The organism is Cupriavidus sp. MEYA8 (assembly GCF_059278825.1).
In genome coordinates, this window is the sequence record NZ_CM181221.1 from 1558729 (window position 1) to 1579306 (window position 20578).

A 20578-nucleotide genomic window follows, 5' to 3' on the forward strand; every position below is an offset into this window, starting at 1 on the left:
TGGAGCTGAAGCCTAGACGACGCCTGCGCACCTGTAAATAGCGCCAAAGGGGCAGGAATCAGCCAGGCAAGGGGCGGGAAGGCAACAGCAGGGCGCTTCAGCGCCCCTTGAACACCGGATGTCGCGCGCACACCGACAACACGATGCGCTCGGACTGCGTCAGGTAATCGTTCAGCGCCACCGCGCATTCGGCCAGCTTGCCCGCCTCGAACAGTTCCAGGATGTGCTGGTTCATTTCGACGTAAGGGCCGTGCAGGAATTCCGGGTCATGCAGCATGCCGAACGCCAGGCGCAGCTCGGCGAGCAGGTGCGAGAACATCACGTTCAGGCGCTCGCTGTCGGCCAGTTCCACGATCGCCATGTGGAATTCCATATTGGCGGTGCCCGCGCCCTGCCAGTCGCCGCTGTCGCGGCAGCGCAGCCCCGCCTCCACCGCTGCGCGCAGGTGCTTGCGGGCCGGATGGCTGGGATAGGCCTGGGCAATGGCCTGGCATTCGATCAGCCGGCGCACGCGATAGATGTCGATGATCGACGCAATGCTGGGAATCGCCACCGACACGCCGCGGTTGGGCTCGTGCTTGAGCAGGCCTTCCTTGGTCAGCACGCGGAAAGTCTCGCGCAGCGTGTTGCGGGATATCTGCAGGCTTTCGCTCAGCGCCGCTTCAGACAGGCGCTGCCCCGGCTCGAACTCGCCATGCACGATGCGCTGGCGGATCTGTTCTGTGACCCGTTCGGCCAGATTCTTGACGTCAGGTGTTGAGGACATGGTGGCTGGATCGGGCACCGGCTCATTCCGGTGCGCACGTGACGGGATGTTAACGCACTTTGTTCAACAATTTGCACGGAATTGGTGCGGGCGATGGCCCTGCGGTGCCTTAGGTGTATACCATGATCGATCAACGCCAAAGATTGTTCAACAATACTAGTGCGGTGGTTGAGTGATACGTGCCGATAGGTCAACATGGCATGCGATTTGCTAAACAACGCCGATGAAAACGGAATCGTCGCCAAGTCAGTGCGGCGAGCTTTTTCCCACGCTTTGTCCTTGTCCTAGTGAGCGCAACCATGTGGCTTAAAGAAACTACCGCAGAGGAGCGCAAGACGCTCTTTGCCGCCTTCGTCGGCTATGGCGTCGATGCCTTCGACTACATGATCTACACCTTCATGATCCCCACGTTCATTCTCGTGTGGGGCATGACCAAGGCCGAAGCCGGCTATATCGCGACCGGCGCGCTGATCAGCTCGGCCGTCGGCGGCTGGCTGGCCGGCATCCTGGCGGACAAGTACGGCCGCGTGCGGATCCTGCAGCTGACCGTGCTCTGGTTCAGCTTCTTCACCTTCCTGAGCGGCTTCACCAATTCTCCCGAGCAGCTGTTCGTCACGCGCATGCTGCAGGGCCTGGGCTTCGGCGGCGAATGGTCGGTCGGCTCGGTGCTGATCGCCGAGATGATCCGCGCCCGCCACCGCGGCAAGGCCGTGGGCCTGGTGCAGAGCAGCTGGGCGGTCGGCTGGGGGCTTTCGGCGGTCGCGTTCTGGGCGGTCTATGCCCTGGTCGAGCAGCAATACGCCTGGCGCGTGCTGTTCTGGATCGGCGTGCTGCCCGCGATCTTCATCCTCTACATCCGCCGCAATATCAGCGAGCCCAAGGTGTATCGCGAAACCCAGGCCAAGCTGGCCCGCACCGGTGAAAGCAACAACTTCATGCTGATCTTCAAGCCGGGCGTGCTGCGCGTCACCGTGCTGGCCAGCTTGCTGGCGACCGGCATGCAGGGTGCCTACTATTCGGTGACCACCTGGCTGCCCACCTACCTGAAGATGGAGCGCAACCTGTCCGTGCTCAACACCAGCGGCTACCTGATGGTGCTGATCGCTGGCTCGTTCGCCGGCTACCTGACCAGCGCCTGGCTGTCCGACCACCTGGGTCGCCGCCGCTGTTTCATGCTGTTCGCGGTAAGCGCGGCCATCCTGGTGGTCTGCTACACGCAGCTGCCCATCACCGACGCGGCGATGCTGCTGCTGGGCTTCCCGTTCGGCTTCTTCCTGTCGGGCATCTTCTCGGGCATGGGGGCTTACCTGACCGAGCTGTATCCCAGCCATATCCGCGGTTCGGGGCAGGGCTTCTGCTACAACTTCGGCCGCGCGGTCGGCTCGATCTGCCCGGCCCTGATCGGGCACCTGAGCGCAAAGATGTCGCTGGGCGTGGCGATCGGTTACATGGCCGCCGGCGCCTATGCACTGGTGGTGGTCGCGTGCCTGATGCTGCCGGAGACCCGTGGCCGCGAACTGCTCGGCGAGGCCGAGGCCGCGCACTGAAGCACCGCAGCACTGAAGTCCTGAAGTCCTGACGCACAGAATCACACTATGCAAATCGATCTGAACAGCGACCTCGGCGAGAGCTTCGGCGCCTGGAGCATGGGCAACGATGCCGCCATGCTGGATATCGTCAGCAGCGCCAACGTGGCCTGCGGCTTCCATGCCGGCGATCCGGCAGGCATCCTGCAGACGCTGAAGGCCGCGTCGGAGCGCGGTGTCGCCGTGGGCGCGCACGTGTCGTATCCCGACCTGCAGGGCTTCGGCCGCCGCAACATGGACGTGGCCAGCGCCGACCTGGTGGCCGACGTGATCTACCAGATCAGCGCGCTGTCGGGCATGGCCGCCACCGTCGGCACTACGGTGCGCTACGTCAAGCCGCACGGCGCGCTCTACAACACCATCGCCAGCGATGAACGCCAGGCGCGCGACGTGATCGCCGCGATCCGCGCGGTGAACCCGGAACTGGTGCTGGTGGCGCTGGCCGGCTCGCCGCTGGTGGGCTGGGCGCGCGAGGCCGGCCTGCGCGTGATCGCCGAAGCGTTCGCCGACCGCGCCTACACGCCGCAGGGCACGCTGGTGTCGCGCCGCGAGAAGGGTGCGGTGCTGCACGATGCCGCCGACGTGGCGCAGCGCATGCTGCGCCTGGTGCGCGAAGGCACGGTGCTCGCGATCGACGGCAGCGTGGCGCGCGTGGAAGCGCAATCGATCTGCGTGCATGGCGACAGCGACGGCGCGCTCGAGATGGCGCGCGCCGTGCGCGCTGCGCTGGAGCGCGACGGCATCGCGATCCGCGCCTTTGCGTGAGCCGGCGGCCCTGAACACACTGGAGAAGCACACATGCAAGCATCCGCACTGGAACGCGCCCGCATCGCCGCGGTGAATGCCGCCCGCGAAGCGCGCGCGAGCTATCGCACCGGCACTGTGCAGCCGACCGCCGGCATTGCGCCGGGCATGACGCAGGCCAACATGATCGCCTTGCCGCGCGACTGGGCCTGGGATTTCCTGCTGTACGCGCAGCGCAATCCCAAGGCCTGCCCCGTGCTCGACGTGATCGAGGCGGGCGCGCACCAGACCCAGCTGGCCGAAGGCGCGGACGTGCGCACCGACATCCCGCTGTACCGCGTCTGGCGCGACGGCAAGCTGGCGGAAGAGGTGGCCGATGCCACGCCGCTGTGGGCCGAGCATCCGGACCTGGTCACCTTCCTGATCGGCTGCAGCTTCACCTTCGAGACGCCGCTGCAAGAGGCCGGCATCGAGGTGCGCCATATCGCCGACGGCTCCAACGTGCCGATGTACCGCACCAGCCGCCAGTGCCGTCCCGCCGGCCGCCTGCATGGGGAGCTGGTGGTGTCGATGCGGCCCATCCCCGCGCACCGCGTTGCCGATGCCGTCTCCATCAGCGGGCGTTTCCCGTCGGTGCACGGCGCGCCGGTCCACGTGGGCGACCCGGCAGCGCTGGGCATTGCCGATATCGGCAAGCCTGACTTCGGCGACGCCGTGCGCATCGAACCGGGCGAGATCCCCGTGTTCTGGGCCTGCGGCGTGACGCCCCAGGCGGCCGTGATGGCGTCTGGCGTGCCGTTCGCCGTGACCCACGCGCCGGGCCATATGTTCATCACCGACGTGCCGGACAGCACGTACCACGTCTGAGACCGCCGGGTCTTCTGCGGAGCTAGTCTTGCGTTTCCTGCCCGTCACTTCGAATGCCCTGCTGGTAGAGCTGGCCGACCTCGACCAGACCCTGGCCCTGCTGGCCTCGCTGCAGCGCGATCCGCTGCCTGGCGTGGCCGAGCTGGTGCCCGCCGCGCGCACCATCCTCGTTTACTTTCGCCCGTCGGCGACCAGCGCCGCCGCGCTGGTGCGGGCCATTGCCGCGCGCGACCTGTCGCAGCGCGTCGAGCGCAGCGACATCCTGGTCGAGATCCCGGTGCGCTATGACGGCGAGGATTTGGCCGAGGTCGCGCAGCTGCTGGGCATCACGCCGGAGGAAGTGGTGCGCCGCCACACCGGCAGCGAATACACCGTGGCCTTTACCGGTTTTGCCCCGGGCTTTGCCTACCTCAGTGGCGGCCATCCCAGCTTTGACGTGCCGCGCCGCAGTACGCCGCGCACGCGCATTCCCGCCGGCGCCGTCGGCCTGGCGGGCACCTTCAGCGGCGTATATCCGCAGGCCAGCCCCGGCGGCTGGCAGATCATCGGCGTGACGCCAGTGCCGATGTGGGACCTGGATCGCGACCAGCCCGCGCTGCTGCAGCCCGGCTATCGCGTGCGTTTTGTCGATGTCGCGAGGCTCAATGGCGTGGCGCATGCCGCCGGCAGCGTTGCCGTGGCGCCGGCGCGCCAGCCCGTGCAGTCCGATAGCGCGCCAGCAGCCGCGTCGTTGAAGGTGAAGGGCACCGGCCTGCAGACCGTGTTCCAGGACCTGGGCCGGCACGGCCAGGCGGGGCAGGGCGTCTCCGCTTCGGGCGCGATGGACCAGGCGGCGCTCAAGGCCGCCAACCGGCTGGTGGGCAACCGCAGCGATGCCGCGGCGCTCGAGACCATCGGCGCGGGCCTGCAGCTGCAGAGCGTGGGCGAGAGCGTGCTGGCCGTCACCGGCGCCGATGCGCCGCTGACGGTGCGCACCGCCGACGGCAGGCAATGGGAGGTCCCGAACCACCAGGCGGTGGCGCTTGCCGATGGCGACACGCTGGCCATCGGCCAGCCGCTGGCCGGCGCGCGCTGCTACGTCGCCGCGCGTGGCGGTTATGCGGTGGCGCCGGTGCTGGGCAGCTGCGCCACCGACACGCTGGCCAGGGTCGGCCCCGCGCCGCTGGCGGTGGGCGATGTGATCGACCTGCGCCAGGCTCCGGCTGGTGCCATCGTCGGCGCACCCGAAATGCCCGCGGAGCACCTGCCCTCGGTCGAGCAGGAAGTCGTGCTGGACGTGGTGCTCGGGCCCCGCACCGACTGGTTCACCACCGAATCCGTACAACGGCTGGCCGCGCAGCGCTGGCAGGTCACGCCGCAATCCAACCGCGTGGGCCTGCGCCTGGCCGGCGAAGTGGCGCTGGAGCGCGCCATCGCCGGCGAGCTGCCCAGCGAAGGCACCGCGCTCGGGGCGCTGCAGGTGCCGCCGAGCGGCCAGCCCGTATTGTTCCTGGCCGACCATCCGCTGACCGGCGGCTATCCCGTGATCGGTGCCGTGGCGCCTTATCACCTCGACCGCGCCGGACAAATCCCGGTCGGTGCCTGGCTGCGCTTCAATCCCGTCGGCGCCTTCGAAGAACTGCAACCGTAACTGCCATGAAGAAAGTCCTGATTGCCAACCGTGGCGAGATCGCCGTTCGCATCATCCGCGCCTGCGCCGACTATGGCGTGGCCTCCGTCGCAGTCTATGCCAACGCCGATATCGACGCGATCCACGCGCGCCTGGCCGACGAAGCCTACGGCCTCGACGGCGACCGCCCGGCGGACACCTACCTGAATATCCCCAAGCTGCTCGAGATCGCGCGCCGCAGCGGCGCCGACGCGGTGCACCCCGGCTATGGCTTCCTGTCGGAAAGTGAAGCCTTCGCCCGCGCGGTGATCGATGCCGGCCTGACCTGGATCGGCCCGTCGCCGGAAACCATCGCCCGGCTGGGCGACAAGGTGGAAGCGCGCAAGATCGCGCTGCAGGTAGGCGCGCCGCTGGTGGCCGGCACGCCCGACCCGGTGACCGACGCCAACGAAGTGCTGGCCTTTGCCGAGCGGCATGGCCTGCCCATCATCATCAAGGCGGCGTTCGGCGGCGGCGGCCGCGGCATGAAGATCGCCTGGCGCATGGATGAGGTCGAAGAGCTGTACGCGTCGGCCGTGCGCGAAGCGGTCACGGCCTTTGGCCGTGGCGAATGCTTCGTCGAGCAGTTCCTCGACAAGCCGCGCCATATCGAAGCGCAGGTGCTGGCGGACAAGCACGGCAACGTGGTGGTGCTCGGCACGCGCGACTGCTCGCTGCAGCGGCGCAATCAGAAGCTGGTGGAAGAGGCGCCGGCGCCGTTCCTGAGCGACGAACAGCGCGCCCGCATCCACGCCGCCGCGCGCGATATCTGCGCCGCCGCGGGCTACACCAGCGCCGGCACCGTCGAATTCCTGCTCAGCACCGGCGGCGCGATCTCGTTCCTGGAGGTCAACACCCGCCTGCAAGTCGAGCACCCGGTGACCGAGCAGACCACCGGCGTCGACCTGGTGGTCGAGCAACTGCGCGTGGCCGACGGCCTGCCGCTGTCGATCACCGAGACGCCGGCGCCGCTGGGCCATTCAATCGAATTCCGCATCAATGCCGAAGACGTCGGCCGCGGCTTCCTGCCGACGCCCGGCCCGGTGCAGCGCTTCGAGGCCCCGTCCGGCCCGGGTGTGCGGGTCGATTCGGGCGTGCAGACCGGCTCGGTGGTGCCCGGCACCTTCGACTCGCTGATGGCCAAGCTGATCGTGACCGGCGCCACGCGCGAGCAGGCGCTGGCGCGTGCGCGCCGCGCGCTGCGCGAGTTCCGGATCGAGGGCGTAGCCTCGGTGCTGCCGTTCCATCGTGCTGTGATCGATCACGCCGATTTCCTTGGCGCCGACGGCTTCAAGGTCCATACGCGCTGGATCGAGTCCGACTTCACCGAGCCGCTGGCCGCCGCCGTGCGCGCCGAGCCGCAGCCGGACGGCAGCCTGCTGCGCACCGCGATCGAGATCGACGGCCGCCGCATGGTGCTGGGGCTGCCGGCGCAGCTGCTGCGCGGCCTGGCCGAAGCGCCGGGGCAGGGCAGTGCGGCCGCCGCCGCGCCAGCTGCCACCACCAACGCCGCCGACCTGCCTTCGCCGATCGCCGGCACGGTGCAGGCCTGGAAGGTCAACGTGGGTGACGAGGTCAGCGAAGGCGACCTGATCGCCGTGATGGAAGCGATGAAGATGGAGATGCAGGTCCACGCCCATCGCAGCGGCCGTGTTGCATGGCAGGCTGAGACGGGCGTGTTCCTGGCAGCGGGCGCACCGCTGGCCAGCGTGGAGTAAGTGCGCCCGGGGCGCCGGCTATTTGTCGGCGCCGCCCATCTTGCGCAGCCCCTTGAACACGAACGGCGCCGCCCGCGCAGCGGCGGCCAGCGCCACCGGATGCCTGGGCATGAAGGGATGCGGATGCGATGGCGTGAAGCCGAACCCTTCCAGCGCGCGCGCCGTGTCGGCATAAGCCAAGCAGGTCCTGCGGACGGCGCGGGACGGCCACATGCATGCCCACGGTATCGAGATCCAGCTCCAGCACGGTGGTGTAGCGTGGCTGCGCGGCGTCGTCGAACCACAGGCCGACGCGGCGCGAATACGCTTCGACCAGCGCGATCGCGGCCTCGTCGCGGCCCCCTAACCCGCAAGCGGAAGAGGGAGCACACAATCAGCAGGTTCGTGCCACCGCAGTGTGCAAAGGGCGCCGGCCTAGCCAGCCGCGGCCCGCTGCACGCCCGGCCGCCGGTCCTCGACCACGAACGCCGCCTGCGTGCCGACCGCGCTGTCCGCGCGCGTCACGTCTTCCACGGCGCGCAGCGTGGCGGCCCAGCGTGCGGGCGTGGCCTCGACCACGGTGTAGCCGCGCTGGTCCGGCCGCGCATGCACGATATGCGGATTCCGGGCCACGATACTGGCGACACTCTGCATGCTGCTACCGGAGGCCGAGGCGATGGAGGTCGTGCAGAACTCGCTGGCGATCACGCGGGATGACGGGTTGCCGAAGTCGGCCAGCACATTGCAGGCGTAGTGCTGGTGGATATCGCCGCCGATGAACACGGTATTGCGCGGCGCCGCCGCCGCGATGCTGTCGAGCAGGCGCTGGCGCGCGGCGGGATAGCCGTCCCAGGTATCGCTGTGGAAGGCTTCTTCCGGCGGCGCCTTGTAGTTGCGCCGCGAGAAGATGGTCTGCTGCGCGATCGCGCTCCAGCGCGTCTGGTCGCGCTGGTCCTGCGCCAGTCCCTGTGCCAGCCATTGTTCCTGCGCGCTGCCCAGCATGGTGCGGCGCGGGTCGTAGAGCGCGCTGCATTCGCCGGGGGACACCGAACCCCTGGCGGGCTGGCCGGGTTCGCGGCAGGGCTGGATATCGCGATACTGGCGGTCGTCCAGCACATGGAAATCGACCAGCCGGCCCCAGCGGTGGCGCGCGTGGATGCTCAGCGCATCCGGCGTGCCAAGGCCCGCCGTGCCATGCACCAGCGAGCTCGCGCGGATCGGCATGTTTTCATAGAACGCCTGATAGCCGGCCGTGCGCCTTGCGAGAAACGCGGCCGCCGGCTCGCTGCCCGCGCGTCCCGCATAGTCGTTCTGCACTTCATGGTCGTCCCAGGTAACCAGCCAGGGGCACGCGGCGTGCATGGCCTGCAGCAGCGGGTCGCTCTTATACAGCGCGTAGCGGTCGCGGAAGTCCTGCAGGCTGGTCGCGGTGGGCAGGCTATGCGTGCGCGGCAGGCGCGCGCGCGCGTGGGCCGGGACCGCGGCCTCATAGATGTAGTCACCCAGGAAAACCACCAGGTCCAGGTTTTCCTGCCGCATCTGCCGGTACGCGGCGTAGTGGCCTTGCTCCCAGCGCTGGCAGGAAGCAAAGGCAAAGCGCACGCGCGGGGCCAGCGTATCGGCCGCCGGCGCGGTGCGGGTGCGGGCCGGGGCGGTGGCTGCGTCGCCGTGCATGAAACGGTAGTAGTACCAGCGGTCGGGGCGCAGCCCGTCGACTTCCACATGAACGGAATGGCCGAGTTCCGGCAGCGCCTGCGCCTGGCCGCGGCGCACGATGCGCCGGAATGCCTCGTCCTCGGCGACTTCCCACTGGACGGTCAGCGGCCCTTGCAGGGGCGTGGTGCCAAGGGCATCGGCCTGCGGCGTGCCAGGGATGGCGCCGCCGAGCAGGCGCGTCCATAGCACGAAGCCGTCCGGCGTCGGTGCGCCGCTGGCCGCGCCCAGCGAGAACAGGTCGCGCTCGCGCAGCGTGGCGGAGATGGCCCAGCGGGGCAGTTGGGTGGCAAGGGCGGAGGCTGCCGCCAGCTTCAGGAAAGTTCTCTTTTGCATGCCGGTTCCGGGATGTCGGAGGTTCGTCTGGCGCTGTCGATGTGCAGAACTATAGCGAAACGGGTTTGCCGGTTCGGGACATCGGAAGTCGTCCCGGGTGCACCTGGCTGGCCGCCGGAGATCGCCGCCGTGCAGTCAAAGGCCTGCCATGGCAACGATCCCGCCTTTCTGCCGGCCGTCCAGCGTTTCGTGCGCGCCTGCTTTCCGCTTTCCGTAAGGATCGGCCCGAGCGCTTAATTGATGGCTTCGCGCCGGCGCCATATCGTTCAGCCAGACCAACAAAGACAAAAACTACGGGGCGCAATTCCGGCCCCGGTCGGTGCCGTTCCATGCGGCCTCACAGACAAGGAGACAAGACATCATGGCCTATCCCTTCCATACGTTGCCGTAGCGGCAGATCCGAATCTCCGGCAGCCGGGCCCCCGCGCTGCCGGATTCCCCTGACCTTCTTGCCAGGCGGCATGCGCAGAGGCGCGCAAGCCGCGACGGAGCCGTTATGTCGTCACACGTCATTTCCATCTCAGTGCTAGGGCTGATGTTTGTCATCGCCACGGTCCTGCCGATCAACATGGGCGCGCTAGCCTTTGTCGGTGCCTTCCTGGTCGGCACCCTGGTCGCGGCCATGCCGGCCAAGGCCATCCTTGCCGGCTTTCCCGCCGACCTGTTCCTCACGCTGGTCGGCATCACCTACCTGTTCGCCGTGGCGCAGAACAACGGCACCATCGACTGGCTGGTGCGGCTCGCGGTGCGGGCCGTGGGCGGCAGGATCGCCGCCATTCCGTGGATCATGTTCATGATCGCGGCGCTGCTGACTTCGGTCGGCGCGGTCAGCCCGGCGGCGGTGGCCATCATCGCGCCGATCGCGCTGGGCTTTGCCGCGCGCTACGGCATCAACCCGCTGCTGATGGGCCTGATGGTCATCCATGGCGCGCAGGGCGGCGGCTTTTCGCCGATCAGCATCTATGGCGGCATCACCAACAAGATCGTGCAGAAGGCAGGGCTGCCGCTCAACGAGATGGCGACGGCTTTCGCCAGCCTGGGCGTGAACCTGGCCGTGGCCGCCGGCCTCTTCGTTGCGCTCGGCGGCCTGCGCCTGATGCGGCAATCGGCACCGGCGGCGGCCGCGCCGCAATCGGTCGCCGGCGGCGTGCTGGCCATGGGTGCGCCGTTCGGCGCGCGCACGGTGCCGGCACAGGGCGCGCAGATCTACGGCGATGCGGAGGCCGAGGCCGGCGTCGAAGAGCAGAAGACGATGGCGCGCGACCGCGCTGCGCTGCTCGGCAGCGAAGCGGAAGCTGCTGCCGCGGCCCCCGCCGGGCTCTACCAGTACCTGACCGTAGGCGGCCTGGTCGCGCTGGCGGTGCTGACCCTCTATTTCAAGCTCGATATCGGCTTTGTCTCGCTGACCATCGCGCTGCTGCTCACGCTGATGGCGCCGGAGCTGCAGAAGCGCGCGCTGGGCCAGGTGTCGTGGCCCGAGATCATGCTGATCGTCGGCGTCAGCACCTTCGTCGGGGTGATGGACAAGATGGGCACCATCGACTTCGTCGGCCACAGCGTCGCCGGCCTGACGTCGCCGCTGATGGCCGCGCTGCTGCTGTGCGTAGTCGGCGCGGTGGTGTCGGCGTTCGCCTCGTCGACCGCCGTGCTGGGTTCGCTGATCCCGCTGGCGGTGCCGTTCCTGCAGCAGGGATCGGACGTGAGCGCCATCGGCTTTATCGCCGCCATGGCGGTGTCCTCGACCATCGTCGACGTCAGCCCGTTCTCGACCAACGGCGCGCTGGTGCTCGCCAACGCGCAGGGCGTGGACCGGCAGGCCTTCTTCCGCACGCTGCTGATCTATGGCGCGCTGGTCACCGTGATCGCACCGGTGGTGCTGTGGCTTGTCTTCGTCGTGCTTTGATTCCTGTTGCCGCTAACTGACTCCTGATTCCTGACCATGAAACTGCTTGAATCCGTCATGCCCGCCCAGCAGGCCATCCTGCCGGCGCGGGCCCCGGCCAGCCAGGCCGCGATTCCCAGCATGGACGCCTACCGCGCGCTGTGCGAGGAAGCCGAACGCGACTACGAAGGCTTCTGGGCACGCCACGCCCGCGAGCTGCTGCACTGGAACAAGCCCTTCACCAAGGTGCTGGACGAGAGCAACGCGCCGTTCTACAAGTGGTTCGAGGATGGCCAGCTCAATGCCTCGTACAACTGCCTGGACCGCAACCTGGAAAACGGCAATGCCGACAAGGTCGCGATCGTGTTCGAGGCCGACGACGGCACGGTGACGCGCGTCACCTACCGCGAACTGCATGCGAAGGTGTGCCGCCTGGCCAACGGCCTGAAGACGCTCGGCATCAGGAAGGGCGACCGCGTCGTGATCTACATGCCGATGTCGGTCGAAGGCGTGGCCGCGATGCAGGCCTGCGCGCGCCTGGGCGCGACGCACTCGGTGGTGTTCGGCGGCTTCTCGGCCAAGTCGCTGCAGGAGCGGCTGGTCGACGTGGGCGCGGTGGCGCTGATCACCGCCGACGAGCAGATGCGCGGCGGCAAGGCGCTGCCGCTGAAGGCCATCGCCGACGACGCGCTGGCGCTGGGCGGCTGCGAGGCCGTGAAGAACGTGATCGTGTACCGCCGCACCGGCGGCAATGTCGGCTGGACCGAGGGCCGCGACCGCTGGCTCGACGACGTCTGCGCCAACCAGCCCGAGACCTGCGAAGCCGAGCCCGTCGGCGCCGAGCACCCGCTGTTCGTGCTCTACACCTCGGGCTCGACCGGCAAGCCCAAGGGCGTGCAGCACAGCACCGGCGGCTACCTGCTGTGGGCGCTGATGACGATGAAGTGGACCTTCGACATCAAGCCCGACGACCTGTTCTGGTGTACCGCCGACATCGGCTGGGTCACCGGCCACACCTACATCGCCTACGGCCCGCTGGCCGCCGGCGCCACCCAGGTGGTGTTCGAAGGCGTGCCGACCTACCCGAACGCCGGCCGCTTCTGGGACATGATCGCGCGCCACAAGGTCAGCATCTTCTATACCGCGCCGACCGCGATCCGCTCGCTGATCAAGGCCGCCGAGGCCGACGAGAAGATCCACCCGAAGCAATACGACCTGTCGAGCCTGCGCCTGCTCGGCACCGTGGGCGAGCCGATCAATCCCGAGGCGTGGATGTGGTACTACAAGAACATCGGCAACGAGCGCTGCCCGATCGTCGACACCTTCTGGCAGACCGAGACCGGCGGCCACATGATCACGCCGCTGCCGGGCGCGACGCCGCTGGTGCCGGGTTCGTGCACGCTGCCGCTGCCGGGCATCATGGCCGCCATCGTCGACGAGACCGGCCATGACCTGCCCAACGGCAATGGCGGCATCCTGGTGGTCAAGCGCCCGTGGCCGGCCATGATCCGCACCATCTGGGGCGACCCGGAGCGCTTCAGGAAGAGCTACTTCCCCGAGGAGCTGGGCGGCAAGCTCTACCTCGCGGGCGACGGCTCGATCCGCGACAAGGACACCGGCTACTTCACCATCATGGGCCGCATCGACGACGTGCTGAACGTGTCGGGCCACCGCATGGGCACGATGGAGATCGAGTCGGCGCTGGTGGCGAATCCGCTGGTGGCGGAGGCCGCGGTGGTCGGCCGTCCCGACGACATGACCGGCGAGGCGATCTGCGCGTTCGTCGTGCTCAAGCGCGCCCGCCCGAACGGCGAAGAGGCCATCAAGCTTGCCACCGAGCTGCGCAACTGGGTCGGCAAGGAAATCGGCCCGATCGCCAAGCCCAAGGACATCCGCTTTGGCGACAACCTGCCCAAGACGCGCTCGGGCAAGATCATGCGCCGCCTGCTGCGCTCGCTGGCCAAGGGCGAGGCAATCACGCAGGACACCTCGACGCTGGAGAACCCGGCGATCCTCACGCAACTCGGCCAGTCCAGTTAGCGGTGCGCATTGCCCGCCACGCAGCTAAGATAGGAGCCTGCCCCAACCACAGCCCCCCGACCCATGAGAATCCGCATCGGCGAAGAGATCACCTTCCGCAAACTCGAAGCCCTGCTGGCGTTCATGGAATCGGGCAACCTGGCCAAGGCGGCCGAGATCCTGGATACCAGCACGGTCAGCGTGCACCGCGCGCTGCACTCGCTGGAAGAGGGCACCAGCTGCGCGCTGTTCCGCCACGAGGGCCGCAACCTGATCCCGACCGACGCCGCCCATGTGCTGGCGGATACGGCAAGGGAAGTGCTCAAGGCCATGGCCGACGGCATCCGCGCCACGCGCGAGGCCGCCGGCTTTTCGGCCGACCACCTCAAGATCGGCTCGCTCTATTCGCTCACGGTCCAGACCGTGCCCAGGATCGTGATCGGCCTGAAGCTGCGGCGCCCGGAGCTGCAGACCGAGCTGATGCTGGGATCGAACGCGGACCTGCTGCAGAAGCTCAAGCAGGGCTCGATCGACGCCGCGCTGATGGCCGTGCCCGAGCCCGATCCGGAGATCGAGTCGATCCCGCTGTTCGAGGACGATATCTTCTTTGCCGCGCCGGCCGGTTCGCCCTATGCCTCGATGCCCGCGGTGGACCTGCGTGCCTGCCGCGACGAGCCCTTCGTCAGCCTGAGCGAGGGCTTCGTCACCTACAGCGGCTTTGTCGAGGCGTTCCGTATTGCCGAATTCACGCCTAATGTGGTGATGAAGGTCGGCGACATCTTTTCGCTGATGAACCTGGTGGGCGGCGGCATCGGATACACGCTGCTGCCGGGCCGGGTGAAGGGCGTGTATTCGCGCAATGTGGCGTTCGTGCCGCTGGCCGGCGAGTACGACATCAAGCAGACCATCGCGCTGAACTTCCTGCGCCGCCGCGAGCGCGATCCCAACCTGCTGGCGCTGGCAGCGGCGTGCCGGATGGCGATGCGCGAAGCCGACCAGTAGGGGCGCGGGCGGCTTTTCGCCCACTCCCTGGTCTCGCTTCCGGCCAGCGTAACGGTTCATTTGCTGGCGTGATTGTTTGCCGGACGCCGCCTGTTTAAGGTGGAGCCATCAGACAGACACCAGCCGGAGACGCGATGACCAACACCAGCACGGGCCGCCAGTGGAATACCCGCAGGCAAGCCAAGGCGCGCCGCAAGCAGAATGGCGCAGCCATTGCCGACGGCAAGGTGGTGCCGACCAGCGACATCGTCGCGTTCCTGGAAGCCGTGCTGGCGTCCGGCGACCGCGTGGTGCTGGAGGGCAACAACCAGAAGCAGGCCGACTTCCTGTCGCGCTCGCTGGCGCAGGTCGATCCGGCGCGCGTGAATGCGCTCCACATGATCATTCCCAGCGTCAGCCGGGTCGAGCACCTTGACCTGTTCGAACGCGGCATCGCGCGCAAGCTGGATTTTTCGTACGCGGGGGCGCAAAGCATCCGCATCTCGCAGTTCCTGGAGGACGGTCAGCTCGAAGTCGGCGCGATCCATACCTATATCGAGCTGTATTCGCGGCTGTACGTGGACCTGGTGCCCAATGTGGTGCTGATCGCCGGCTACAAGGCCGATCGCCAGGGCAACCTCTACACCGGTCCGAGCACTGAGGACACGCCGGCGCTGGTCGAGGCCGCGGCCTTTCGCGACGGGCTCGTGATCGCGCAGGTCAACGAGATCGTCGACGATCCCGCGGGCCTGCCGCGCGTCGACGTGCCGGGCTCCTGGATCGACTACGTGGTGCAGGCGGACAAGCCATTCTTCTGCGAACCGCTGTTCACGCGCGACCCGCGGCTGATCAAGCCGGTCCACGTGCTGATGGCGATGATGGCGATCCGCGGCATCTACGAGCGCCACCAGGTGCAGTCGCTCAACCACGGCATCGGCTTCAACACCGCGGCGATCGAGCTGATCCTGCCGACGTACGGCGAGTCGCTCGGGCTGAAGGGCAAGATCTGCAAGTACTGGACGCTCAACCCGCACCCGACGCTGATTCCGGCGATCGAGACCGGCTGGGTCGAGAGCGTGCACAGCTTCGGCAGCGAGCTGGGCATGGAAGCCTACGTCGCCGCGCGGCCGGACGTCTTCTTTACCGGCGCGGACGGCTCGATGCGCTCGAACCGGGCCTTCTGCCAGCTTGCCGGCCAGTATGCGGTGGACCTGTTCATCGGCTCGACGCTGCAGATCGACGGCGACGGCCATTCGTCCACGGTGACGCGCGGGCGGCTGTCCGGCTTTGGCGGCGCGCCCAACATGGGCCACCAGCCGGGCGGGCGCCGCCACCCGACGCCGGCGTGGCTCGACCTGATCGAAACCGACGACCCGCTCGCGCGCGGCCGCAAGCTGGTGGTGCAGATGGTCGAGACCTTCCAGGCCGGCGGTAAGCCGACCTTTGTCGAATCGATGGATGCGGTCGAGGTCGCGCGCGAAAGCGGCATGCCGCTGGCGCCGGTGATGATCTACGGCGACGACGTCACGCACGTGCTGACCGAAGAGGGCATCGCCTACCTCTACAAGGCGCAATCGCTGGAGGAGCGGCGCCGGATGATTGCCGCCGTGGCCGGCGTCACGCCCATCGGCCTGAAGCACGATCCCGCCACCACGCGCCGGATGCGCAGCGACGGCCTGATCGCGCTGCCGGAAGACCTGGGCGTGCAGCGCAGCCAGGCCACGCGCAGCCTGCTGGCGGCCAAGAGCATGGCCGACCTGGTCGACTGGTCCGGCGGGCTGTACGAGCCGCCGGCACGCTTCCGGAGCTGGTGATGGCAGCCGCCACCGCAAGGATCCTGCAAGCGCAGGCCGCGTACGCGCCCGCGCAGCGCCCGGCGGCCTCGGCCCATGCCGAGGCGCTGGCGGGACTCGCCGTCGGCGCCATTGCCGAAGAAGCGCGGCTCTCGCCCAAGCCCGGCCTGGTCGACAGCCGCGGCAGCGGGGCCCATGCCGACCTGACCTTGCCGCTGATGCTGCGCTCGGCGCACGCGCTGGGGCCGTCGTTCGCGGCCATGGCCGATGCCGGGCTGCGGGCGCCGCGTGTGGGCTATGGCCTGCGCGAACAACTGGGCGCGCTCGGCCGCGAGGCCGAGGCCGTGATGCTGGCCGCCACCGGCGGTGTCAACACGCACCGTGGAGCGATCTGGTGCATCGGCCTGCTGGTCGGCGCCGCGGCGCACGCGAGCGCGGCAGGGCTGGCCGCCAGTGCCGGGACGATCAGCGCCACGGCCGGCGCCATCGCCGCGCTGGCGGACCGGCACCGGCCAAGGCTCACCGGCAACAAGGGCGAACTCGCCTGTCTGGCCTACGGTGTCGGCGGCGCGCGCGCCCAGGCGCGCGCGGGCTTCCCGCACGTGACGCGGCTGGCGCTGCCGGCGCTGCAGCGCAGCCGCGCGCGCGGCGATACCGAGTCGACGGCCCGCCTGAACGCGCTGCTCGCGCTGATGAGCGAACTGGACGATACCTGCGTGCTGGCCCGGTCAGGACGGCAAGGGCTGGATTACATGCAGGCCGGCGCGAAGGCGGTGTTGTCGGCAGGCGGCGCGGGCACGGTCGCCGGGCGGCGCCATCTGCGCAGCCTCGATGCCGGCATGCTGGCCCGCAGGGCCTCGCCGGGCGGCGCGGCGGACCTGCTGGCCGCGACGATCTTCCTCGACCGGCTGTCACTGGACGGGACGGCCAACGTGACGGCAGCGAAAAACGACTTCAGGGGACTGTGATGGAACAACTGCGATTTGAATTCCCGGCGGGGCAACCCGCTACCGGACGCGTCCTGGTCGGCGTGGTGGGGTCGGGCGACCTCGAGGTAGTGGTCGAGCCGGGCCAGGGCGGCAGGACCACGGTGGAGGTCACCACCTCGGTCAATGGCTACGGCCGCGTCTGGGATGCGCAGCTCTCGCGCGTCTTCGCCGCCGAGCCGCGCGCATCGATGCAGATCCGCATCCACGACTTTGGCGCGACGCCCGGCGTGGTCGGCATGCGCCTGGCGGAAGCGTTCGAGGCGCTGGGCGGCCCGCAGCAAGGAGACAGCGCATGAACACCGCGGAACTGCTGGCGCGCAACAGTTTTATCGAACTCGGCGCACGCGAGCGCGCGCGTGCATTGCTCGACCCGGGCACCTTCCGCGAACTGGCGGGGCCGTTCGACGGCCTGCAGTCGCCGTGGCTGCCGCCGCAAGGCGTGGTGCCGCAGAGCGATGACGGCGTGGTGGTGGCCAAGGGGCGCATCGACGGGATGCCGGTGGTGGTGCTGGCCATCGAGGGGGCCTTCCAGGGCGGCAGCATGGGCGAGGTCGGTGGCGCCAAGATCGCCGGGGCGCTGGAACTGGCGGCCGAAGACAACCGCCGCGGCGAACCGACGCGCGCGGTGCTGCTGCTGGAAACCGGTGGCGTGCGCCTGCAGGAGGCCAATCTTGGCCTGGCGGCGATTGCCGAGATCCACGCGGCGATCGTCGACCTGCGCCGCTACCAGCCGGTGGTCGGCGTGATCGCGGGGCAGGTGGGCTGCTTTGGCGGCATGTCGATCGCAGCCGGCCTGTGCAGCGCGCTGGTGATGACGCAGGAGGGCCGGCTGGGGCTGAACGGCCCGGCCGTGATCGAGCAGGAGGCGGGCATCGCCGAGTACGAGTCGCGCGACCGGCCTTTTATCTGGAGCTTCACCGGCGGCGCGCAGCGCGTCGCCACCGGTTTCGCCGATGCGTATGTCGACGACGACTGCGACGCAATGCGCGCGCAGGTTGCCGCGCTGCTGCGCGGGCCGGTCGCCGCCAGCCATCGCAGCGAGCAAGTCGCGCGATACCTGGCCGCGCTGCAGGCGTACGACGCCAGCGCCCAACCCACGCCCGCCCAGGTGCAGGCACTGTTTCAACGGGGGACCGACGCATGAACGCACCACTTCATCCCGCTGCCGCGCGCGAAGCCAGCCGCGGCGAACGCTGGCTGCAGGCGCTGGCGCCGGCGGCGTCGCGCCAGCCGGGCTATCCGGATTCCGTGCAGGTGGCCGACGGCGAACTGGCCGGCGCCGCGGTGCGCTGGATTGCGCTGGTGCCCGATGCCGCCAGCCGCTTCCCGCGCGCGCGCAACGGCGAAGCCGGACTGCTCGAGGGCTGGTCGCTGGCGCGCGCGGTGCGCGAGGCGATCGAGGCGGACCGCGCCGCGCCGGTCAAGCGCGCCATCGTGGCGATCGTCGATACGCCCAGCCAGGCCTACGGCCGGCGCGAGGAGGCACTGGGCATCCACCAGTCGCTGGCCGGCGCGGTGGCCGCGTATGCCGAGGCACGCCTGGCCGGGCATCCGGTGGTGGCGCTGATTGTCGGGCGCGCCATGTCGGGCGCCTTCCTCGCGCACGGCTACCAGGCCAACCGGATCATCGCGCTCAATGACCCGGGCGTGCTGGTGCATGCGATGGGCAAGGAAGCCGCGGCCCGCATCACCATGCGCACGGTCGAGGACCTGGAGGCGCTGGCGTCGACAGTACCGCCGATGGCCTACGACATCGAGAACTTCGCCACGCTGGGCATCCTGTGGCGGCTGATCGAGGTCGAGTCGGCCAGTGCGCCGGTGGCGGCCGATGCGCTCCTCGCGCGCGACACCATCCTGTCCGCGCTGGCCGACATCCGCCGCGACCCGACGCCGGGCCTGCAAGGCCGCCTCGGCGGGGCCAACCGGAAGGCGTCGGCAGAGGTACGCGCGTGCCTGTCCCGGCAATGGCAAGCGTGAATTTCGCGCCGCCCGCGCCGCACGACCTGGTCTGGCTGGACGACCCGGCCAGCGCGCTGGAGGGCGCGGCGCTGCCGGCGTGGGTCTCGCTGCCGGCGCTGCACGACACGCCGGTGGTCGTGCGTCGCGACGGCCGCCGGCCGGGGGAGATCCCCGTTGGCTTGCGCGGCCGCTCGCGTGCAGAGCGCTTCGGCACGTGGATTGCGCCGTCGGCGATGCGCAAGCTCGTCACGCCGATGGAGCTGGCCGCCCAGCGCGCCTGGCGCCTGCGCCCGGACCTGGCGGCATTGCCGGCAATCCGCGCGCTCGAGGCCATCGCCGGCCGGCTCGACGCCGCAGGCATCCGCTGGGGCGTGACCGGCAGCGCCGGCTTCTCGCTGGCCTGCGCGCAGAACGTGCTGCATGCCGACAGCGACCTGGATCTGGTCGTGACGGCAGACCAGCCGCTGGCGGCGGGCCATCTCGAGTTGCTTGGCGAACTGCAGCGCAACGCGCCGGTCCGCGTCGACATCCAGATCGCGACACCGTACGGCGGCTTTTCGCTGCTGGAACGCCTGCGCAGCGGGGGCAGGGTGCTGCTGAAGACGGACCACGGACCGTGCCTGTGCGACGATCCGTGGCAGCCATCGCCATGCAAGTCCTGATCACGTTCCCCGGGCAGGGGACACAGCGCCCCGGCATGCTGAAGGACCTGCCAGCCGACCCGGCAGTGGCGGCGGTGCTGGCCGAAGCGGAGGAGGTCCTGCAAGTACCGGCGGCAGGGATGGATACGCCCGAGCGCCTGCAATCGACGGTCTGGACGCAGCTGTGCCTGCTGACGTCGGGCGTGGCGATGGCACGATGCCTGGCCGCTTACGACGCCCGCGCCGACGCCGTGGCCGGACTTTCAATCGGCGCGTATGCCGCCGCGGTGACTGCCGGCGTGCTCTCCTTTGCCGATGCCTTGCGCCTGGTGCGCCTGCGCGGGGAACTGATGGCGCAGGCCTATCCCGCCGGCTACGGCATGACCGCCATCCTGGGGCTCGACCGCAACCGGCTCGCACCGTTGGTGGCGCAGGTGTGCTCGCCGCAACGGCCGGTATACCTGGCTAACTTCAACGCCCCGACGCAGATCGTGATCGCCGGCAGCGAGGCGGCGATGGCCGAGGTATCAGCGCTGGCGCTTGCCGCCGGCGCGCAGGCCGCAAAGCCGGTCGCCATCCATGTGCCATCGCATTGCCCGCTGCTCGATGCCGCGGCGCAGGCGCTGCAACAGGCCATGCAGGGCGTGGCGCTGTGCGCGCCCTCGCTGCGTTATTTCAGCGCCAGCAAGGCGCGCGAGCTGCGCGACCCGCGCAGGATCGCCGACGACCTGGCGCTGAACATGGCCACGCCGGTGCGCTGGCATGAAACCATGCTGCTGGCACATGCCAATGGCGCACGGCTGGTGGTGGAAGCGCCGCCGGGCGACGTGCTGACGCGCCTGGCCCAGCCAATGTTCGCCGACGGCATGCCGCTGGCGTGCGACCGGACGCGGCTGGATTCGATCGTGGCGCTGATGCGGCGCACGCGGGCGAGTCCCTGAAGCAGGTCCAAACCAG

18 protein-coding genes and 1 pseudogene are annotated in these 20578 nt (G+C 69.1%); 15 read left to right on the plus strand and 4 right to left on the minus strand.

Annotation, left to right across the window (positions count from 1 at the left end; all coding sequences use genetic code 11):
- Positions 1-97: 97 nt before the first annotated feature.
- The gene (locus AC5WJ1_RS07210; RefSeq protein ID WP_133097371.1) at positions 98-766 is read right to left on the minus strand and encodes a GntR family transcriptional regulator; all 669 of its coding nucleotides are present in this window, start codon (positions 764-766) and stop codon (positions 98-100) included.
- 299 nt (positions 767-1065) lie between these two features.
- Here AC5WJ1_RS07210 and AC5WJ1_RS07215 point away from each other — a divergent pair, with 299 nt between their 5' ends.
- Genes AC5WJ1_RS07215 through AC5WJ1_RS07235 form a run of 5 tightly spaced genes read left to right on the plus strand, consistent with a single transcriptional unit; the run spans position 1066 to position 7329 of the window.
- A complete protein-coding gene (locus AC5WJ1_RS07215; protein WP_133097370.1) occupies positions 1066-2313 on the plus strand; it encodes an MFS transporter in 1248 nt (415 codons plus the stop codon).
- A 48-nt stretch (positions 2314-2361) separates the two neighbouring features.
- Complete coding sequence (locus tag AC5WJ1_RS07220) at positions 2362-3117, plus strand: LamB/YcsF family protein (protein WP_494476459.1); 756 nt, start codon at positions 2362-2364, stop codon at positions 3115-3117.
- 33 nt (positions 3118-3150) lie between these two features.
- The gene (locus AC5WJ1_RS07225; protein ID WP_494476460.1) at positions 3151-3963 is read left to right on the plus strand and encodes a putative hydro-lyase; all 813 of its coding nucleotides are present in this window, start codon (positions 3151-3153) and stop codon (positions 3961-3963) included.
- Between the two features lie 28 nt (positions 3964-3991).
- Complete coding sequence (pxpB, locus tag AC5WJ1_RS07230; RefSeq protein ID WP_494476461.1) at positions 3992-5593, plus strand: 5-oxoprolinase subunit PxpB; 1602 nt, start codon at positions 3992-3994, stop codon at positions 5591-5593.
- A gap of 5 nt (positions 5594-5598) precedes the next feature.
- Positions 5599-7329 (plus strand): acetyl/propionyl/methylcrotonyl-CoA carboxylase subunit alpha, encoded by a 1731-nt coding sequence (locus AC5WJ1_RS07235; RefSeq protein WP_133097366.1) that lies wholly within the window; start codon positions 5599-5601, stop codon positions 7327-7329.
- 18 nt (positions 7330-7347) lie between these two features.
- On the opposite strand, the gene AC5WJ1_RS07240 is transcribed toward AC5WJ1_RS07235, so the two are convergent.
- The 3 genes and pseudogenes from AC5WJ1_RS07240 to AC5WJ1_RS07250 form a co-directional block, all read right to left on the minus strand.
- Positions 7348-7509, minus strand: a complete 162-nt coding sequence (locus AC5WJ1_RS07240; protein ID WP_494476551.1) for a hypothetical protein — start codon at positions 7507-7509, stop codon at positions 7348-7350.
- Positions 7510-7555: 46 nt separating this feature from the next.
- Positions 7556-7702, minus strand: a pseudogene (locus AC5WJ1_RS07245) (hypothetical protein); the annotation flags it as partial.
- Positions 7703-7743: 41 nt separating this feature from the next.
- On the minus strand, positions 7744-9357 hold the full coding sequence (locus AC5WJ1_RS07250) for an alkaline phosphatase D family protein (RefSeq protein ID WP_135705129.1): 1614 nt from the start codon (positions 9355-9357) through the stop codon (positions 7744-7746).
- A gap of 496 nt (positions 9358-9853) precedes the next feature.
- Here AC5WJ1_RS07250 and AC5WJ1_RS07255 point away from each other — a divergent pair, with 496 nt between their 5' ends.
- From AC5WJ1_RS07255 to mdcH, 10 genes are all read left to right on the plus strand, one after another.
- Complete coding sequence (locus AC5WJ1_RS07255; RefSeq protein ID WP_135705130.1) at positions 9854-11260, plus strand: SLC13 family permease; 1407 nt, start codon at positions 9854-9856, stop codon at positions 11258-11260.
- A 36-nt stretch (positions 11261-11296) separates the two neighbouring features.
- Positions 11297-13279 (plus strand): acetate--CoA ligase, encoded by a 1983-nt coding sequence (acs, locus tag AC5WJ1_RS07260; protein WP_494476462.1) that lies wholly within the window; start codon positions 11297-11299, stop codon positions 13277-13279.
- Between the two features lie 63 nt (positions 13280-13342).
- Positions 13343-14260: a LysR family transcriptional regulator gene (locus AC5WJ1_RS07265; protein ID WP_135705132.1), complete on the plus strand. Its 918-nt coding sequence runs from the start codon at positions 13343-13345 to the stop codon at positions 14258-14260.
- Between the two features lie 134 nt (positions 14261-14394).
- The gene (mdcA, locus tag AC5WJ1_RS07270) at positions 14395-16053 is read left to right on the plus strand and encodes a malonate decarboxylase subunit alpha (RefSeq protein ID WP_133098601.1); all 1659 of its coding nucleotides are present in this window, start codon (positions 14395-14397) and stop codon (positions 16051-16053) included.
- Positions 16053-17000, plus strand: coding sequence for a triphosphoribosyl-dephospho-CoA synthase (locus AC5WJ1_RS07275; protein ID WP_195432126.1), 948 nt, complete (start codon positions 16053-16055; stop codon positions 16998-17000). Before mdcA ends, AC5WJ1_RS07275 begins: the two co-directional genes overlap by 1 nt.
- Positions 17000-17317 carry a malonate decarboxylase subunit delta gene (locus AC5WJ1_RS07280; protein ID WP_195432127.1) on the plus strand — a complete coding sequence of 106 codons (318 nt, stop codon included), beginning with the start codon at positions 17000-17002 and terminating at the stop codon, positions 17315-17317. Before AC5WJ1_RS07275 ends, AC5WJ1_RS07280 begins: the two co-directional genes overlap by 1 nt.
- Positions 17314-18165 carry a biotin-independent malonate decarboxylase subunit beta gene (locus AC5WJ1_RS07285; protein WP_494476463.1) on the plus strand — a complete coding sequence of 284 codons (852 nt, stop codon included), beginning with the start codon at positions 17314-17316 and terminating at the stop codon, positions 18163-18165. The genes AC5WJ1_RS07280 and AC5WJ1_RS07285 overlap by 4 nt, the downstream gene beginning before the upstream one ends.
- The gene (gene mdcE, locus AC5WJ1_RS07290) at positions 18162-18998 is read left to right on the plus strand and encodes a biotin-independent malonate decarboxylase subunit gamma (protein WP_494476464.1); all 837 of its coding nucleotides are present in this window, start codon (positions 18162-18164) and stop codon (positions 18996-18998) included. Before AC5WJ1_RS07285 ends, mdcE begins: the two co-directional genes overlap by 4 nt.
- The gene (locus tag AC5WJ1_RS07295; protein ID WP_195432130.1) at positions 18986-19642 is read left to right on the plus strand and encodes a malonate decarboxylase holo-ACP synthase; all 657 of its coding nucleotides are present in this window, start codon (positions 18986-18988) and stop codon (positions 19640-19642) included. Before mdcE ends, AC5WJ1_RS07295 begins: the two co-directional genes overlap by 13 nt.
- Positions 19630-20562 (plus strand): malonate decarboxylase subunit epsilon, encoded by a 933-nt coding sequence (mdcH, locus tag AC5WJ1_RS07300; RefSeq protein ID WP_135705138.1) that lies wholly within the window; start codon positions 19630-19632, stop codon positions 20560-20562. The genes AC5WJ1_RS07295 and mdcH overlap by 13 nt, the downstream gene beginning before the upstream one ends.
- The last annotated feature ends 16 nt before the right edge of the window (positions 20563-20578 follow it).

Coding starts and splice junctions, on each gene's coding strand:
- AC5WJ1_RS07210 (WP_133097371.1), bottom strand. CDS start 766: ATGTCCTCAACACCTGACGTCAAGAATCTGGCCGAACGGGTCACAGAA.
- AC5WJ1_RS07215 (WP_133097370.1), top strand. CDS start 1,066: ATGTGGCTTAAAGAAACTACCGCAGAGGAGCGCAAGACGCTCTTTGCC.
- AC5WJ1_RS07220 (WP_494476459.1), top strand. CDS start 2,362: ATGCAAATCGATCTGAACAGCGACCTCGGCGAGAGCTTCGGCGCCTGG.
- AC5WJ1_RS07225 (WP_494476460.1), top strand. CDS start 3,151: ATGCAAGCATCCGCACTGGAACGCGCCCGCATCGCCGCGGTGAATGCC.
- AC5WJ1_RS07235 (WP_133097366.1), top strand. CDS start 5,599: ATGAAGAAAGTCCTGATTGCCAACCGTGGCGAGATCGCCGTTCGCATC.
- AC5WJ1_RS07250 (WP_135705129.1), bottom strand. CDS start 9,357: ATGCAAAAGAGAACTTTCCTGAAGCTGGCGGCAGCCTCCGCCCTTGCC.
- AC5WJ1_RS07255 (WP_135705130.1), top strand. CDS start 9,854: ATGTCGTCACACGTCATTTCCATCTCAGTGCTAGGGCTGATGTTTGTC.
- acs (WP_494476462.1), top strand. CDS start 11,297: ATGAAACTGCTTGAATCCGTCATGCCCGCCCAGCAGGCCATCCTGCCG.
- AC5WJ1_RS07265 (WP_135705132.1), top strand. CDS start 13,343: ATGAGAATCCGCATCGGCGAAGAGATCACCTTCCGCAAACTCGAAGCC.
- mdcA (WP_133098601.1), top strand. CDS start 14,395: ATGACCAACACCAGCACGGGCCGCCAGTGGAATACCCGCAGGCAAGCC.
- AC5WJ1_RS07275 (WP_195432126.1), top strand. CDS start 16,053: ATGGCAGCCGCCACCGCAAGGATCCTGCAAGCGCAGGCCGCGTACGCG.
- AC5WJ1_RS07280 (WP_195432127.1), top strand. CDS start 17,000: ATGGAACAACTGCGATTTGAATTCCCGGCGGGGCAACCCGCTACCGGA.
- AC5WJ1_RS07285 (WP_494476463.1), top strand. CDS start 17,314: ATGAACACCGCGGAACTGCTGGCGCGCAACAGTTTTATCGAACTCGGC.
- mdcE (WP_494476464.1), top strand. CDS start 18,162: ATGAACGCACCACTTCATCCCGCTGCCGCGCGCGAAGCCAGCCGCGGC.
- AC5WJ1_RS07295 (WP_195432130.1), top strand. CDS start 18,986: ATGGCAAGCGTGAATTTCGCGCCGCCCGCGCCGCACGACCTGGTCTGG.
- mdcH (WP_135705138.1), top strand. CDS start 19,630: ATGCAAGTCCTGATCACGTTCCCCGGGCAGGGGACACAGCGCCCCGGC.